The organism is Trinickia caryophylli (assembly GCF_034424545.1).
Taxonomy (GTDB): Bacteria; Pseudomonadota; Gammaproteobacteria; order Burkholderiales; family Burkholderiaceae; genus Trinickia; species Trinickia caryophylli.
The window spans coordinates 25,225-38,419 of the sequence record NZ_CP139970.1; the positions used below are offsets into that span (position 1 = coordinate 25,225).

At 64.7% G+C, this 13,195-nt stretch carries 11 protein-coding genes; 9 read left to right on the forward strand and 2 right to left on the reverse strand.

Annotated features, from left to right (window positions below):
- Positions 1–90 precede the first annotated feature (90 nt).
- Positions 91–951, reverse strand: coding sequence for an outer membrane protein assembly factor BamD (locus U0034_RS00115; RefSeq protein ID WP_386092061.1), 861 nt, complete (start codon positions 949–951; stop codon positions 91–93).
- 69 nt (positions 952–1,020) lie between these two features.
- Here U0034_RS00115 and U0034_RS00120 point away from each other — a divergent pair, with 69 nt between their 5' ends.
- From U0034_RS00120 to phaR, 6 genes are all read left to right on the forward strand, one after another.
- Positions 1,021–2,202, forward strand: a complete 1,182-nt coding sequence (locus tag U0034_RS00120; RefSeq protein ID WP_085229217.1) for an RluA family pseudouridine synthase — start codon at positions 1,021–1,023, stop codon at positions 2,200–2,202.
- 77 nt (positions 2,203–2,279) lie between these two features.
- The gene (gene pgeF, locus U0034_RS00125) at positions 2,280–3,101 is read left to right on the forward strand and encodes a peptidoglycan editing factor PgeF (RefSeq protein WP_085229218.1); all 822 of its coding nucleotides are present in this window, start codon (positions 2,280–2,282) and stop codon (positions 3,099–3,101) included.
- Positions 3,102–3,426: 325 nt separating this feature from the next.
- Positions 3,427–5,307: a class I poly(R)-hydroxyalkanoic acid synthase gene (phaC, locus tag U0034_RS00130; protein ID WP_085229219.1), complete on the forward strand. Its 1,881-nt coding sequence runs from the start codon at positions 3,427–3,429 to the stop codon at positions 5,305–5,307.
- Positions 5,308–5,381: 74 nt separating this feature from the next.
- Positions 5,382–6,563: an acetyl-CoA C-acetyltransferase gene (locus U0034_RS00135; protein ID WP_085229267.1), complete on the forward strand. Its 1,182-nt coding sequence runs from the start codon at positions 5,382–5,384 to the stop codon at positions 6,561–6,563.
- A 95-nt stretch (positions 6,564–6,658) separates the two neighbouring features.
- Positions 6,659–7,399 (forward strand): 3-ketoacyl-ACP reductase, encoded by a 741-nt coding sequence (locus tag U0034_RS00140; protein ID WP_085229220.1) that lies wholly within the window; start codon positions 6,659–6,661, stop codon positions 7,397–7,399.
- A gap of 175 nt (positions 7,400–7,574) precedes the next feature.
- On the forward strand, positions 7,575–8,144 hold the full coding sequence (gene phaR, locus U0034_RS00145) for a polyhydroxyalkanoate synthesis repressor PhaR (RefSeq protein ID WP_085229221.1): 570 nt from the start codon (positions 7,575–7,577) through the stop codon (positions 8,142–8,144).
- Between the two features lie 44 nt (positions 8,145–8,188).
- Here the strand turns inward: phaR and U0034_RS00150 are convergent, their stop codons facing one another.
- Entirely contained in the window at positions 8,189–9,082 is an 894-nt protein-coding gene (locus U0034_RS00150) for an alpha/beta fold hydrolase (protein ID WP_085229268.1), read from the reverse strand.
- 190 nt (positions 9,083–9,272) lie between these two features.
- Between U0034_RS00150 and rimO the strand changes: the two genes are divergently transcribed.
- The 3 genes from rimO to U0034_RS00165 all read left to right on the forward strand — a co-directional run bounded on the left by rimO (position 9,273) and on the right by U0034_RS00165 (position 13,165).
- Positions 9,273–10,664, forward strand: a complete 1,392-nt coding sequence (gene rimO, locus U0034_RS00155) for a 30S ribosomal protein S12 methylthiotransferase RimO (protein ID WP_085229222.1) — start codon at positions 9,273–9,275, stop codon at positions 10,662–10,664.
- Between the two features lie 77 nt (positions 10,665–10,741).
- Entirely contained in the window at positions 10,742–11,926 is a 1,185-nt protein-coding gene (gene bktB, locus U0034_RS00160; RefSeq protein WP_085229223.1) for a beta-ketothiolase BktB, read from the forward strand.
- A 51-nt stretch (positions 11,927–11,977) separates the two neighbouring features.
- Entirely contained in the window at positions 11,978–13,165 is a 1,188-nt protein-coding gene (locus U0034_RS00165) for a cystathionine beta-lyase (RefSeq protein WP_085229224.1), read from the forward strand.
- Positions 13,166–13,195 lie beyond the last annotated feature (30 nt).

The following is a 13,195-nucleotide window of genomic DNA, read 5'->3' on the forward strand; positions in this document are numbered from 1 at the left end:
GTGGGCGCAAGCGAAGCGCGCGCGAGTGCGGCAATAAAAAACCGGCAACGATGTGCCGGCTTTTTTCAGGCGCCCAGCCGAACCGATCGGTCAGAACTGCCACCAGGACTTCTTCTTGCCCGGACGAGCGTGCCCGGTGATGTAGGGGCTGTCGGGGAACGTCGCAGCCAATACGCGCCGCGCGTCGTCAGCGAGCTTCGGCTGGTTCAGCTTCGTGTAGGAAAGCATCATCAGATGCAGCGCGTCTTCGATCGCCGGCGCGTTCTTGTACTGGTCGATCGCACGTTGCGCACGGTTGATCGACGCAACGTAGGCACCGCGGCGGTAGTAGTAATCGGCCGCGTGCACCTCGTACGACGCGAGTGCGTTGACGATGTAGCGCATGCGTGCCGCGGCGTCAGGCGCGTACTTGCTGTCCGGGTATTTGTCGACGACGACCTTGAAGGCGTCATACGATTCGCGCAGCGACTTCGGGTCGCGCTCGCTCATGTCCTGGCCCGAGAAGCGGCCGAAAAGACCGAGGTCGTCGTTGAAATGGATCATCCCCTTCAGATAGTACGCGTATGCGACATCCGGATGATCGGGGTGCAGCTTGATGAAACGGTCCACCGCCTGATCGGCCGCGGCTGTTTCGCCATCCTTCCAGTCGCAGTAGGCCACGTTGATCTGGGCCTGCTGCGCGAAATGTCCGAACGGGTCGCGCCCCTGCAGCGCTTCGAAGTACTTGGCGCACTTGCCCCAGTCGCTGCCCGAAAGGGCGTCTTGCGCCTCCGAGTATAATTTGTTGTTCGACCAGGTCACCGTCTCGTCGGTCTTTTGTGGCAGGCCGTGGCAGCCGGTGACGACGAGCGCCGCCGCTGCCAGCGCGAAACCTGCGCGAGCGGGCCGGGCTGCGTGCTTCGCAGCGCGGGCAAATGCGCCAGCGGCCACACGAAAGGCCGATCGCATCATGATGTTCGTGGCTTGCCGCATTTCTCCGTGCTTCCTAGCTATCAGTCTCACTCAGTGACCCAGTTTCGAATGACCCGCAAAAGTTTCTCAGGCGCCGATGCCGGCCCCCAAGATCGAAGCGCCGATTATAGCCGAACCAATACGCCTGCCGACGCGCCCGGCAAGATGCCCCGCGAAGGTGCCGCGGCGGATGAGCGGGCGCAGGCGCCGAGACTGGCGGCAGTCCCGGCAGCGTTGGCGGGCGAGCGGCTCGACAAGGTTCTCGCCAAAATCTTTCCGGAGTTTTCCCGGAGCCGGTTGCAAAGCTGGGTCGAGGCAGGCCGCGTGCGCGTGAACGGGTTGCCGTCCAAGGTTCGGCAGCCCGTTGCGCTCGATGCGCGGATTGAACTCGTGCCCGATCTATTGCCCGAGCAGCTCGCGTTCACGCCAGAGCCCATCGAACTCGACATCGTCTACGAGGATGCTTCGCTCCTCGTGATCGACAAGCCGGCGGGCCTCGTCGTGCATCCCGCTGCCGGCAACTGGAGCGGCACCGTGCTCAACGGGCTGCTTCATCGATATGGCGAGGCGGCGGCGGGGCTGCCGCGCGCCGGCATCGTTCATCGGCTCGACAAGGAGACCTCGGGCCTCATGGTGATCGCGCGTACGCTCGAGGCGCAGACCGATCTCGTACGCCAGCTTCAGGCGCGTACGGTCAAGCGCCGCTATGCGGCGCTCGTGTGGGGGACGATGCCGGACGAAGGAACGATCGACGCGCCCATCGGCCGGGATCCGCGCGAACGCACGCGGATGGCGGTAGTCACCGGGGCCTCGGGCAAACCCGCCCGGACGCACTTTCGCACGATCGATCAGACCGTCTGGCAGAACCAGCCCGTATCGGCGATCCACTGCGATCTCGAGACGGGGCGCACACATCAGATCCGCGTGCATTGCGCGCATATCGGTCACCCGCTGCTTGGCGACCCCGTGTATGGTGGGTTGCGCGGGCGCCGTTCGGCCGTGCCGTTGCCGGGCGGTTTCGCTCGCCAGGCCCTGCATGCCTGGCGGCTCGGGCTAGTGCATCCGGGAACGCGGCGCCCGATGCAGTGGCGCGCCGAGTTGCCCGACGACATGGCGTTGCTCGTCGAGGCGCTCGGATTCGGCCGCGAGGCCGCGCTCGAGCAGGAGGATGCGCTCGAGCGCGAGTACGAGCACGACGAATACGTCACCGATGCGCTCGATGAAGAGGAAGAGGACGACGATCTCGAATGAGCGTGCCGGTATGATCGTGCCGGTGCGGGGCTGTGCGTGGATGAGCGCGGCGAGAACAGGACATCGGAGAGGGTGCGATGAGCGAACGAGCGCTCGATTGGGAAGATTGTCTGAGGCCGGGGTGGCCGGTTCCGGCGCGTGTGCGGGGGCTCTTCACCATGCGCGTGGGCGGTGTGAGCGGCATCCCCTACGGTGTGTTCGCGGATGGGCGCGAAGAGGCGGGGGGGCTGAACCTCGGTTTGCACACCGGCGACGAGCGCGATCGTGTCATGCGTAACCGCGCACGCCTGTCGGCGCTCATCGGTGCCCGCCCCGTATGGCTCGAGCAGGTTCACGGCGACAGGGTCGTGCGCGCCGACGAGGTTCCCGAACAGGCTGCGCCGCCCGAAGCGGATGCCAGCGTCACGAACGTGCCGGGCGTCGCCTGCGTCGTCATGGTGGCGGATTGTCTTCCGGTGCTGATTGCCGATCGGCATGGACGGGCCGTCGGCGCCGCGCACGCCGGATGGCGGGGGCTGGCCGCCGGCGTCGTTGAAAAGACGGTCGAGCGCGTTGCGGAGCTGGCCGGTACGTCGGCAAGCGAGCTTTGCGTCTGGCTCGGGCCGGCTATCGGGCCGTGCGCGTTCGAAGTTGGCGGCGAGGTTCGCGAGGCTTTCATGCAAACGGCCGACGCGAGCGAACAGGAACGGGTTGACGCCGCATTCGAGCCGCGGCCCGGTGCGCCGGGCAAGTATCTGGCCGATCTTTATGCGCTCGCGCGCGTGCGGCTCGCGCGCTGCGGTGTCTACAGCATTTCGGGCGGCGATGCATGCACCGTCACCCAACGCGAGCGCTTTTACTCCTATCGGCGTGACGGCACGACGGGGAGGATGGCCGCCCTCGTCTGGTTGGCGGACTGAGCGCTGCATAATTTGCACGCCGCGCAATCCCTGGATGCACGAGCTGGAAGCGGGGACGCCGCGCAACCGCATGTTGCGCGGCAACGGCACAGCATGCGTAGCCGGGGGCTTGCTGCGCGGGCCTATCGGCGAACATCGGGAAAACGATAATAAAAAACCTGCCGCAGTGCGGCAAAATCGGGCCAAGCATTGACATGCCTCGTGGCGCAGAGCAAGAATGACCGCTCGCAAAGGGTGAGCGCATGAAGGTCGCCAGGGTTCGCCCGAGTGCGCTTCAAACCCGCCTTTCAATCAGTCTTCCGAGGCTTAACGGTCACAAGCGGGTATGACTGCATCAAAACGTCCATCGACTTCCTCTCATTCCGATACCTCTTCGAGCCGCGATCCACAACCCGGCGCCGGCATGGCCGAGGCGCAGCGCATGTTCGACGCATGGATGAATGCGTGGCGCACCCTGGCCGACCAGATGCCGCGTCCGCCCATGGGGGCATCGGGGCCGGACGGTTCCGCGGCGCCGTTCGGGTTTCCGTTTCAGATGCCCGCGATGGGCGCCATGCCAGACGGCGCACCCCATGCGGCGCAGGCGTTTGCCGGGCTCAAGCTGCCGGTTGTGTCGCTGGCGCCCGCGCGGCTGCAGCAGTTGCAGGCCGACTATTCGCGCGAGTGCATGGAGCTTCTCAAGCAGGCCGGCGCGTCGGGTACGGCCGCTCCGGAGTTGCCCGACAGGCGCTTTTCGTCGGATGCCTGGAAAGCATCGCCAGGCTTCGCCTATATGGCTGCGTGGTATCTGCTCAATGCCCGTTATCTGCAGGCACTGGCCGACGCCGTCGAAGCCGATGCGAAAACGCGGGAGCGGATCCGCTTCGCCATTCAGCAGTGGACTGCCGCCACGTCGCCGAGCAATTTCCTCGCACTCAATCCCGAAGCGCAAAAGACGCTGCTCGACAGCCATGGCGAAAGCCTGCGTCAGGGCGTGATGAACCTGCTGGGGGACCTGCAGCGCGGCAAGATCTCGCAAAGCGACGAGTCCCGCTTCGTCGTCGGCAAGAATATCGCCACGACCGAGGGTGCCGTCATCTTCGAGAACGAGCTGATTCAACTGATCCAATACCAGCCGCGCACGCCTAGCACATTCGAGCGTCCGCTGCTGATGGTGCCGCCTTGCATCAACAAATACTACATTCTCGATCTGCAACCGGAGAGTTCGCTCGTTGCCCATTTGCTCGAAAGTGGGCATCAGGTCTTCATGATTTCGTGGCGCAATCCCGATGCAGCCCTTGCCGCGAAGACATGGGATGACTATATCGAAGAGGGGGTGCTTGCCGCCGTCGATGTGGTCAAGGCCGTGAGCGGCCGCGAACAGATCAACACGTTCGGCTTTTGCATCGGCGGCACGATGATTGCCGCGGCGCTGGCCGTGCTTGCCGCGCGCGGCGAACATCCGGCCGCCTCGATGACGCTCGTCACCGCGATGCTCGACTTTGCCGATACCGGCGTACTCGATGTTTTCGTCGACGAAGCGCACGTGCGCATGCGCGAGCAGGCCATCGGCGGCGCGGGTGGCTCCGCCCCGGGGCTCATGCGCGGGGTCGAGTTCGCTAATGCATTTTCCTTCTTGCGGCCGAACGACCTCGTCTGGAACTATGTCGTCGACAATTACCTGAAGGGACGTACCCCGGCCCCGTTCGATCTGCTGTACTGGAACAGCGATTCCACGAACTTGCCGGGGCCGATGTATGTCTGGTATTTGCGCAACACTTATCTCGAGAACCGCATGCGCGAGCCGGGTGCGTTGACGGTATGCGGCGAGCCGCTCGACCTGTCGCGCATCGACGTGCCGACGTTTCTTTACGGGTCGCGCGACGACCACATCGTCCCGTGGCGTACCGCCTATGCGTCGGCGCCGCTGCTCGCGGGGCCGCAGCGCTTCGTTCTGGGCGCGTCGGGGCACATTGCGGGCGTGATCAATCCGCCTGCGAAGGGTAAGCGCAGCTACTGGACGCGTGACGACGGCAAGACGCTGCCGGACGATCCCGACGCATGGCTGGATGGGGCGGTCGAGAAGCCCGGCAGCTGGTGGCCCGAATGGACAGCGTGGCTCGATCAGTATGGCGGCAAAAAGGTGAAGGTGCGCGCGCAGCCTGGTTCGGCGGAGTATCCGGTCATCGAGCCGGCGCCGGGGCGCTATGTGCAGCAGCGCGACTGAGCCGGGGCAAGTGTCATCGATTTTTAACTGGACGAGGCGCGGCTTTGCGGCTGCCTTACTCGGAGGAGTTTCAAATGACTGACGTAGTGATCGTATCGGCCGCCCGCACGGCGGTCGGCAAATTCGGCGGTTCGCTCGCGAAGATCGCGGCGCCCGAGCTCGGTGCGGCGGTGATCCGTAATGTGCTCGAGCGCGCCGGCGTGAAGCCCGAGCAGGTGAGCGAGGTGATCATGGGACAAGTGCTGGCCGCGGGCTCCGGACAGAACCCGGCGCGCCAGTCGTTGATCAAGGCGGGGTTGCCGTCGGCCGTGCCCGGCATGACCATCAACAAGGTGTGCGGCTCGGGCCTGAAGGCCGTCATGCTGGCCGCCAATGCCGTGATCGCGGGTGACGCCGACATCGTGGTGGCCGGTGGGCAGGAGAACATGAGCGCCGCCCCGCACGTGCTGCCGGGCTCGCGCGACGGCTTTCGCATGGGCGACGCGAAGCTCGTGGACACGATGATCGTCGACGGCCTGTGGGACGTCTACAACCAGTACCACATGGGCGTCACGGCCGAGAACGTCGCCAAGGAATACGGCATCACGCGGGAGGAGCAGGACAGATTCGCCGCGCTGTCGCAAAACAAGGCCGAGGCGGCGCAGAAGTCGGGGCGCTTCAACGACGAAATCGTACCCATCGACATCCCGCAGCGAAAGGGCGAACCGGTCCGCTTCGCCTCCGACGAATTCGTGCGTCATGGCGTGACGGCGGAATCGCTGGCCGGTTTGAAGCCGGCGTTCTCGAAAGAAGGTACCGTGACCGCCGCGAACGCCTCGGGTCTCAACGACGGCGCGGCGGCGGTGCTCGTCATGTCGTTGAAGAAGGCGGAGGCACTCGGGCTTACGCCGCTCGCGCGCATCAAGGCCTACGCCAACGCGGGCGTCGACCCCAAGGTCATGGGTATGGGCCCCGTGCCGGCGTCGCGCCGCTGTCTCGAGCGCGCGGGCTGGTCGATCGGCGACCTCGATCTGATGGAGATCAACGAGGCGTTCGCGGCGCAGGCGCTCGCGGTCCACAAGCAGATGGGCTGGGACACCTCGAAGATCAACGTCAACGGCGGCGCCATTGCGATCGGGCATCCGATCGGCGCTTCCGGCTGCCGGATTCTCGTTACGCTGCTGCACGAAATGCAAAAGCGCGATGCCAGGCGCGGCCTCGCTTCGCTTTGCATCGGTGGCGGAATGGGCGTCGCGCTCGCGGTCGAGCGGGTCTGACTTCGCGAGAGGGGCTTCGCGCCGCAGGGTGAGCGGCGAGAGGCAGCTGGGGCGCAGTCATTGCGCCTCCATATAACGAGAATGGAGCGTGATTCATGAGTCAGCGTATTGCATACGTAACCGGCGGCATGGGCGGGATCGGTACCGGTATCTGCCAGCGCCTGCACAAGCAGGGCTTCAAGGTGATCGCAGGCTGCGGCCCCAACTCGCCGCGCCGCGCGACGTGGCTCGAGCAGCAAAAGGCGCTCGGCTACGACTTCGTTGCTTCGGAGGGCAACGTGGGCGACTGGGAGTCAACGAAGAACGCGTTCGACAAGGTCAAAGCGGAAGTCGGCGAGATCGACGTGCTGGTCAACAACGCCGGTATCACGCGCGACGTCGTGTTTCGCAAGATGACGCACGAGGACTGGACGGCCGTCATCGACACGAACCTCACGAGCCTTTTCAACGTCACGAAGCAGGTGATCGACGGCATGGTCGAGCGAGGCTGGGGGCGGATCATCAACATTTCGTCCGTGAACGGTCAGAAGGGGCAGTTCGGCCAGACCAACTACTCGACGGCGAAGGCCGGCATTCACGGCTTCACGATGGCACTCGCGCAGGAAGTGGCGACGAAGAACGTGACCGTGAATACGGTATCGCCGGGCTACATCGGCACGGACATGGTCAAGTCGATCCGCAGCGACGTGCTCGAAAAGATCATCGCCACGATTCCCGTGCGTCGTCTCGGCACGCCTGACGAGATCGCGTCGATCGTGGCCTGGCTTGCCTCCGAGGAATCCGGCTTCGCAACGGGAGCGGACTTTTCGCTCAACGGTGGTTTGCACATGGGCTGATTCGCACGCGCCGGCTGCGCGGGATCGCCACGGGCGGTCCGCGCGCAGCCGGCCCGGCGGGCGCGTCAGCGGTTTTGGTTTGGGTTTCGGGGGGCTGGGTTTGCCCGTGTTGCGATGAGCGGGCGCAATGGCGCCGTCATTGCGCGTCGTTTGCGTTGATAAGAGAAGGCGTTACATGTCGACTACAAAGAAAACAGCCGAGCGATTCATCAAAAAATATCCGAACCGTCGGCTCTATGACACGGAGACGAGCACCTACATCACGTTGAGCGACGTGAAGCAACTCGTGCTCGATCAGGAGGAGTTCAAGGTCATCGATGCCAAGACGAACGAGGATCTGACTCGCAGCATTTTGCTGCAGATCATTCTCGAGGAGGAAAGCGGCGGCGTGCCGATGTTCTCGTCGTCGATGCTTTCGCAGATCATCCGCTTCTACGGTCATGCGATGCAGGGGATGATGGGGACTTACCTGGAAAAGAACATTCAGGCGTTCATCGACATCCAGAACAAGCTGGCGGATCAGTCGAAGAACCTCTACGAAGGCAATGCGCTGAATCCCGAGGTCTGGTCGCAGTTCATGAACATGCAGGCCCCGATGATGCAGGGGATGATGACGAGCTATATCGAGCAGTCGAAGAACATGTTCGTTCAACTGCAGGAACAGATGCAGAACCAGGCGAAAAGCATGTTCAGCTCGTTTCAGTTCAACAAACCGAATACGGGCTCCGAGCCGGAAAAGAAGTAAATCGCGCGGGCGGTGCGCCACGCCCTGGCGTGCGACCCGCCGCGTCAACTCAGATGCACGATGATCGCATCGGCCACGATGTCGGGCGCCTCTCTCGGCGGGAAATGCCCGACACCGTCCAATACCAGGCGTGTATGGCCGCCGCTGAAAAGGTGCGCCTGGTGCTCCGACAACGCCGGGGCGTCGCATTGGTCGGCGCCGCCCTGAATCATCAACGTCGGCACCGATAGCCGGTCGATCGAGGCAAACCGTGCGCGCAGGCCGTCGTAATCGGCGTCGACCTGTTCGTCCGCACGCCAGCGTGTGCGATACCCATTCAGCGTGACGGCGACCCAATCCGGATTCTCGAAAGCGCGTGCCGTGCGCTCGAATTCCGCGTCGTCGAACCAGCCGGGTGGCGACCAGGTGTCCCATTGAATGCGGGCGAAGCCTTTCGGGTCTGCCCGCACGGCTGCCGGCCCATCGTCGAGCGCCATGAACCACTGGTACCAGAACTGCCTTGCCTGAGAAAACGCCTGCGGCAACGCGAATGTCCCGTTCGGCTGAAAAGGCAGGGCGAGCGCGGCGATCGTGCGTATGCGTTCCGGAAAGAGCGCCGCGAGAAGATAGGCGGCGCGCGCGCCCCAGTCGTGTCCCGCCACCGCAAACTGCTCGAGGCCGAGTGCATCGGCCAGATCGATCGCGTCCTGCGCCAGCGCCACGCCGGTGCCGTCGCGCACCGTGTCGGGGGCTACAAAGCGCGTCGAGCCGAAGCCGCGCAGCTCGGGCGCGATTGTCCGGAACCCTGCCGCGTTGAGCCGGGCCGCCACCGGCAGCCATGCTCGGGCCGAATCGGGCCAACCGTGGAGCAGCAAAACGGCCGGGGCATCGCGCGGGCCCGTATCGGCATACGCGATGTCCAGTTTCGCAGTGCGAACGAGACTGGGAGCGTCGAGCATCGCATTCTCCTGAGGGGCGGGCTGCGGCTGGTAGCGCAAGCTTAGCGCAAACCCGTGTGGCGGGTGATGGCGCCGCCCTCGACGCTTGACGCGCTACAATACGCGGTTTCGTCGTTATTCGAGGCCACGCTGCCACGCCGCTCGTGGATGCCGCGCGCCGCCCGCCTTGCCAATCGCCTGATCGTTCCCCATGTCGCAGACCTCATCTCCCGCCGCTCCCGAACCGAACGTGCCCAAAGTCGGATTCGTGTCCCTGGGCTGCCCCAAAGCGCTCGTCGATTCCGAGCAGATCATCACGCAACTGCGCGCCGAGGGCTACGCGATTTCAGGCACCTATGACGGTGCCGATCTCGTTGTGGTCAACACGTGCGGGTTCATCGACGAGGCGGTTCAGGAGAGCCTCGACGCCATCGGCGAGGCGCTCAACGAGAACGGCAAGGTCATCGTGACGGGTTGCCTTGGCGCCAAAAAGAGCGCAAGCGGCTCCGGGCTGATCGAGGAAGTCCACCCCAAGGTGCTCGCCGTTACGGGTCCGCATGCGGTGGGCGAGGTGATGCAGGCGGTGCACGCCCATTTGCCGAAGCCTCACGATCCGTTCGTCGATCTCGTCCCCGCCGCCGGCATCAAGCTCACGCCGCGCCACTATGCCTACCTGAAGATATCCGAGGGCTGCAACCATCGCTGCACGTTCTGCATCATCCCGTCGATGCGTGGGGATCTGGTATCGCGCCCGGTGGCCGAGATCATGCTGGAGGCAGAAAATCTCTTTAAAGCCGGCGTGAAGGAACTGCTCGTGATTTCGCAGGACACGAGTGCGTACGGCGTCGACGTCAAGTTCCGCACGGGCTTCTGGAACGGCCGGCCGCTCAAGACGCGCATGACCGAGCTCGTGGGGGCGCTCGGAGATCTGGCGGCGCAGTACGGCGCCTGGGTCCGGCTTCATTACGTCTACCCGTATCCTCACGTCGACGAAATCATCCCGATGATGGCGGAAGGCGCGCTCAAAGGCCATGTGCTGCCCTATCTGGATGTGCCGTTCCAGCACGCCGACCCCGAGGTGCTCAGGCGCATGAAGCGCCCGGCCAACGCCGAGCGCACGCTCGAGCGCGTGGCGGCATGGCGTCGCATGTGTCCCGATCTGACCATTCGCAGCACCTTCATCGCGGGCTTTCCCGGCGAGACCGAAGCCCAATTCGAGACGCTGCTCGAATTTATTCGGGCTGCGGAACTCGATCGCGTGGGCTGCTTCGCGTACTCTCCTGTCGAAGGCGCAACTGCGAACGAACTCGACGGCGCATTGCCCGACGAAGTGCGCGAGGAACGTCGCGCGCGCTTCATGGAGGTGGCCGAGGAGGTCTCGGCGAAGCGTATTGCCCGCAAGGTCGGCAAGACGCTCAAGGTGTTGATCGACGAAGTCAATGCCGATGGCGGCATCGGCCGCACGGCGGCCGATGCGCCGGAGATCGACGGCGTTGTCTATGTTGCCCCCGCGGTGAAGGCGTCCAAGCGCTACAAGGTCGGCGATTTCGTCTCCGTACGTATCACGGGTGCGGACGGCCACGATCTTTGGGGAGAAGTCTGACCGCCATCGCCTGACGGCCGCCGCTCGCGTTTCTTGCGCCAACCATGCATCGACAACTTTGTATACGGGAGACAGCAATGCAACGAGAAGTAGTGGTGGTGAGTGGTGTGCGCACGGCAATCGGCTCCTTTGGGGGCGGTTTGAAGGATCTGGCGCCGACCGAGCTCGGCACGCGGGTCGTGCGTGAGGCGCTTGCGCGTGCGCAGGTGAGCGGCGACGAGGTCGGGCACGTCGTATTCGGCAATGTCATCCAGACCGAGCCGAAAGACATGTACCTCGCGCGGGTGGCGGCGCTCAATGCCGGGGTGGGGCAGCATGTGCCGGCAATGACCGTCAATCGCCTCTGCGGCTCGGGGCTGCAGGCAATCGTCTCCGCAGCGCAGAGCATTCTCCTCGGCGATGCCGACATCGCCGTGGCGGGCGGCGCCGAAAGTATGAGCCGGGCACCTTATATCGCGCCTGCTGCGCGCTTTGGTCAGCGCATGGGCGACGCGCGCCTCGTCGACATGATGCTCGGCGCGCTGCACGATCCGTTCGAGTCGTTCCATATGGGCATTACCGCGGAAAACGTCGCGCGCAAGTACGGCGTCACGCGTGAAATGCAGGATGCACTGGCGCTCGAATCGCAGCGCCGGGCATCGCGCGCCATCCGCGAGGGCTACTTCAAGAGCCAGATTCTGCCGGTTGCCATTGCCTCGAAAAAGGGCGAGACCGTCTTCGATGAAGACGAACACGTGCGTCACGAGGCGTCGCCGGAAGACCTCGCGCGGCTCAAACCCGTCTACCAGAAAGAAGGCGGCACCGTGACCGCAGGCAATGCCTCGGGCATCAACGACGGTGCGGGTGCCGTCGTGCTGATGGAGCGCCGTGTGGCCGACGCGCGCGGAATCCGGCCGCTGGGCCGTCTCGTTGCCTATGGGCATGCCGGTGTCGACCCGGCCTATATGGGCATCGGCCCTGTGCCTGCTACGCGCAACGCATTGAAGCGGGCCGGGCTCGCGCTCGGCGATCTCGACGTCGTCGAAGCGAACGAAGCGTTTGCGGCCCAGGCCTGCGCGGTGACGTCCGAACTCGGCCTCGATCCGGCGAAAGTCAATCCGAACGGCTCGGGCATCTCGCTCGGGCATCCGATCGGTGCCACCGGTGCGATGCTCGCGGTCAAGACGCTGTACGAGCTCGAACGCGCGGGTGCCCGCTACGGGCTCGCCACCATGTGCATTGGCGGAGGCCAGGGCATTGCCGTCGTATTCGAACGGCTCTGATTCCGGACGCCTCACCAGGCATTTTTTCCGTTCCCGCTGTCGATTGAATTCATGACCGATTCCCGATTTGTACGCGCGCCGCAAACCCGCATCGTTCACGATGAGCCCGAGCTCTCGCCGGGCTTTGTCTCGTTCGCCGCGCCGGTGATGCGCGCTTCCACGGTCGTATTTCCCGACCTCGCCGCCGTGCGCGCCGCGGACTGGCGCGACGACTCCCAATGGCGCTACGGCTTGCACGCGACGCCTACTTCGGCCGCGCTTGCCCAGCGCATCGCAGCCATAGAAGGCGGTCGCCAGGCGCTGCTGCAGCCATCAGGGCTCGCGGCGGTCTCGAATGTTTACTTCGGCATCGTGAAAGCCGGTGACGACGTGTTGATTCCCGACAACGTCTACTCGCCGAACCGCGACCATGGCGAGTGGCTCGCGCAGGACTTCGGGCTCAGCGTGCGTTTCTACGACCCGATGATCGGCGAGGGCATCGCCGATCTGATCTTGCCGAATACGCGACTCATCTGGCTCGAGGCGCCGGGTTCGGTGACGATGGAGGTGCCGGACGTGCGCGCGATCGTAAAGGCGGCACGCGCGCGCAGCGTTTTGACGGCCATCGACAATACCTACTCGGCGGGGCTGGCGTTTCGCCCGCTCGAACTGGGCGTCGACATCTCGGTCCAGGCGCTCACGAAGTACCAGTCTGGTGGCAGCGACGTGCTGATGGGCGCTACGATCACGACCGATCACGAACTGCATCTGAAACTCAAACGTGCGCGCATGCGGCTCGGCACCGGCGTGTCGGCGGACGACTGCTCGCTCGTGATGCGCAGCTTGCCAAGCATGAAAGCCCGGTTCGAGGCGCACGACCGGACGGCGCTTTCGCTTGCGCGCTGGCTTGATACGCGCGCCGAAATCGCAACGGTCCTGCACCCTGCGCTGCCAGCCTGTCCGGGCCACGCAGCGTTCATGCGCGATTTCACCGCGGCGGGCGGGCTGTTCTCGGTCGTGTTCGACGAGCGCTACAGCCCGGCGCAGATCGACGCCTTCGTCGAAGCACTCGAGCTCTTTGCAATCGGCTGGAGTTGGGGCGGGGCGCACAGCCTGGCGATGCCCTACGACATCGCCTCCATGCGTACCGCGTCGCAGTGGCCTCACCGCGGGACGCTCGTGCGTTTTTACATGGGGCTCGAGGACGAGGCCGATCTCAAGGCCGACATCGAACAGGCGCTGGCGTCGGCGCTGCGCTGAGCCGACGCCGACGGCCCCTCGCCTGCGAAT

Coding starts and splice junctions, on each gene's coding strand:
- rimO (WP_085229222.1), top strand. CDS start 9,273: ATGTCGCAGACCTCATCTCCCGCCGCTCCCGAACCGAACGTGCCCAAA.
- pgeF (WP_085229218.1), top strand. CDS start 2,280: ATGAGCGAACGAGCGCTCGATTGGGAAGATTGTCTGAGGCCGGGGTGG.
- U0034_RS00120 (WP_085229217.1), top strand. CDS start 1,021: ATGACCCGCAAAAGTTTCTCAGGCGCCGATGCCGGCCCCCAAGATCGA.
- phaC (WP_085229219.1), top strand. CDS start 3,427: ATGACTGCATCAAAACGTCCATCGACTTCCTCTCATTCCGATACCTCT.
- U0034_RS00165 (WP_085229224.1), top strand. CDS start 11,978: ATGACCGATTCCCGATTTGTACGCGCGCCGCAAACCCGCATCGTTCAC.
- bktB (WP_085229223.1), top strand. CDS start 10,742: ATGCAACGAGAAGTAGTGGTGGTGAGTGGTGTGCGCACGGCAATCGGC.
- U0034_RS00140 (WP_085229220.1), top strand. CDS start 6,659: ATGAGTCAGCGTATTGCATACGTAACCGGCGGCATGGGCGGGATCGGT.
- phaR (WP_085229221.1), top strand. CDS start 7,575: ATGTCGACTACAAAGAAAACAGCCGAGCGATTCATCAAAAAATATCCG.
- U0034_RS00135 (WP_085229267.1), top strand. CDS start 5,382: ATGACTGACGTAGTGATCGTATCGGCCGCCCGCACGGCGGTCGGCAAA.
- U0034_RS00150 (WP_085229268.1), bottom strand. CDS start 9,082: ATGCTCGACGCTCCCAGTCTCGTTCGCACTGCGAAACTGGACATCGCG.
- U0034_RS00115 (WP_386092061.1), bottom strand. CDS start 951: ATGATGCGATCGGCCTTTCGTGTGGCCGCTGGCGCATTTGCCCGCGCT.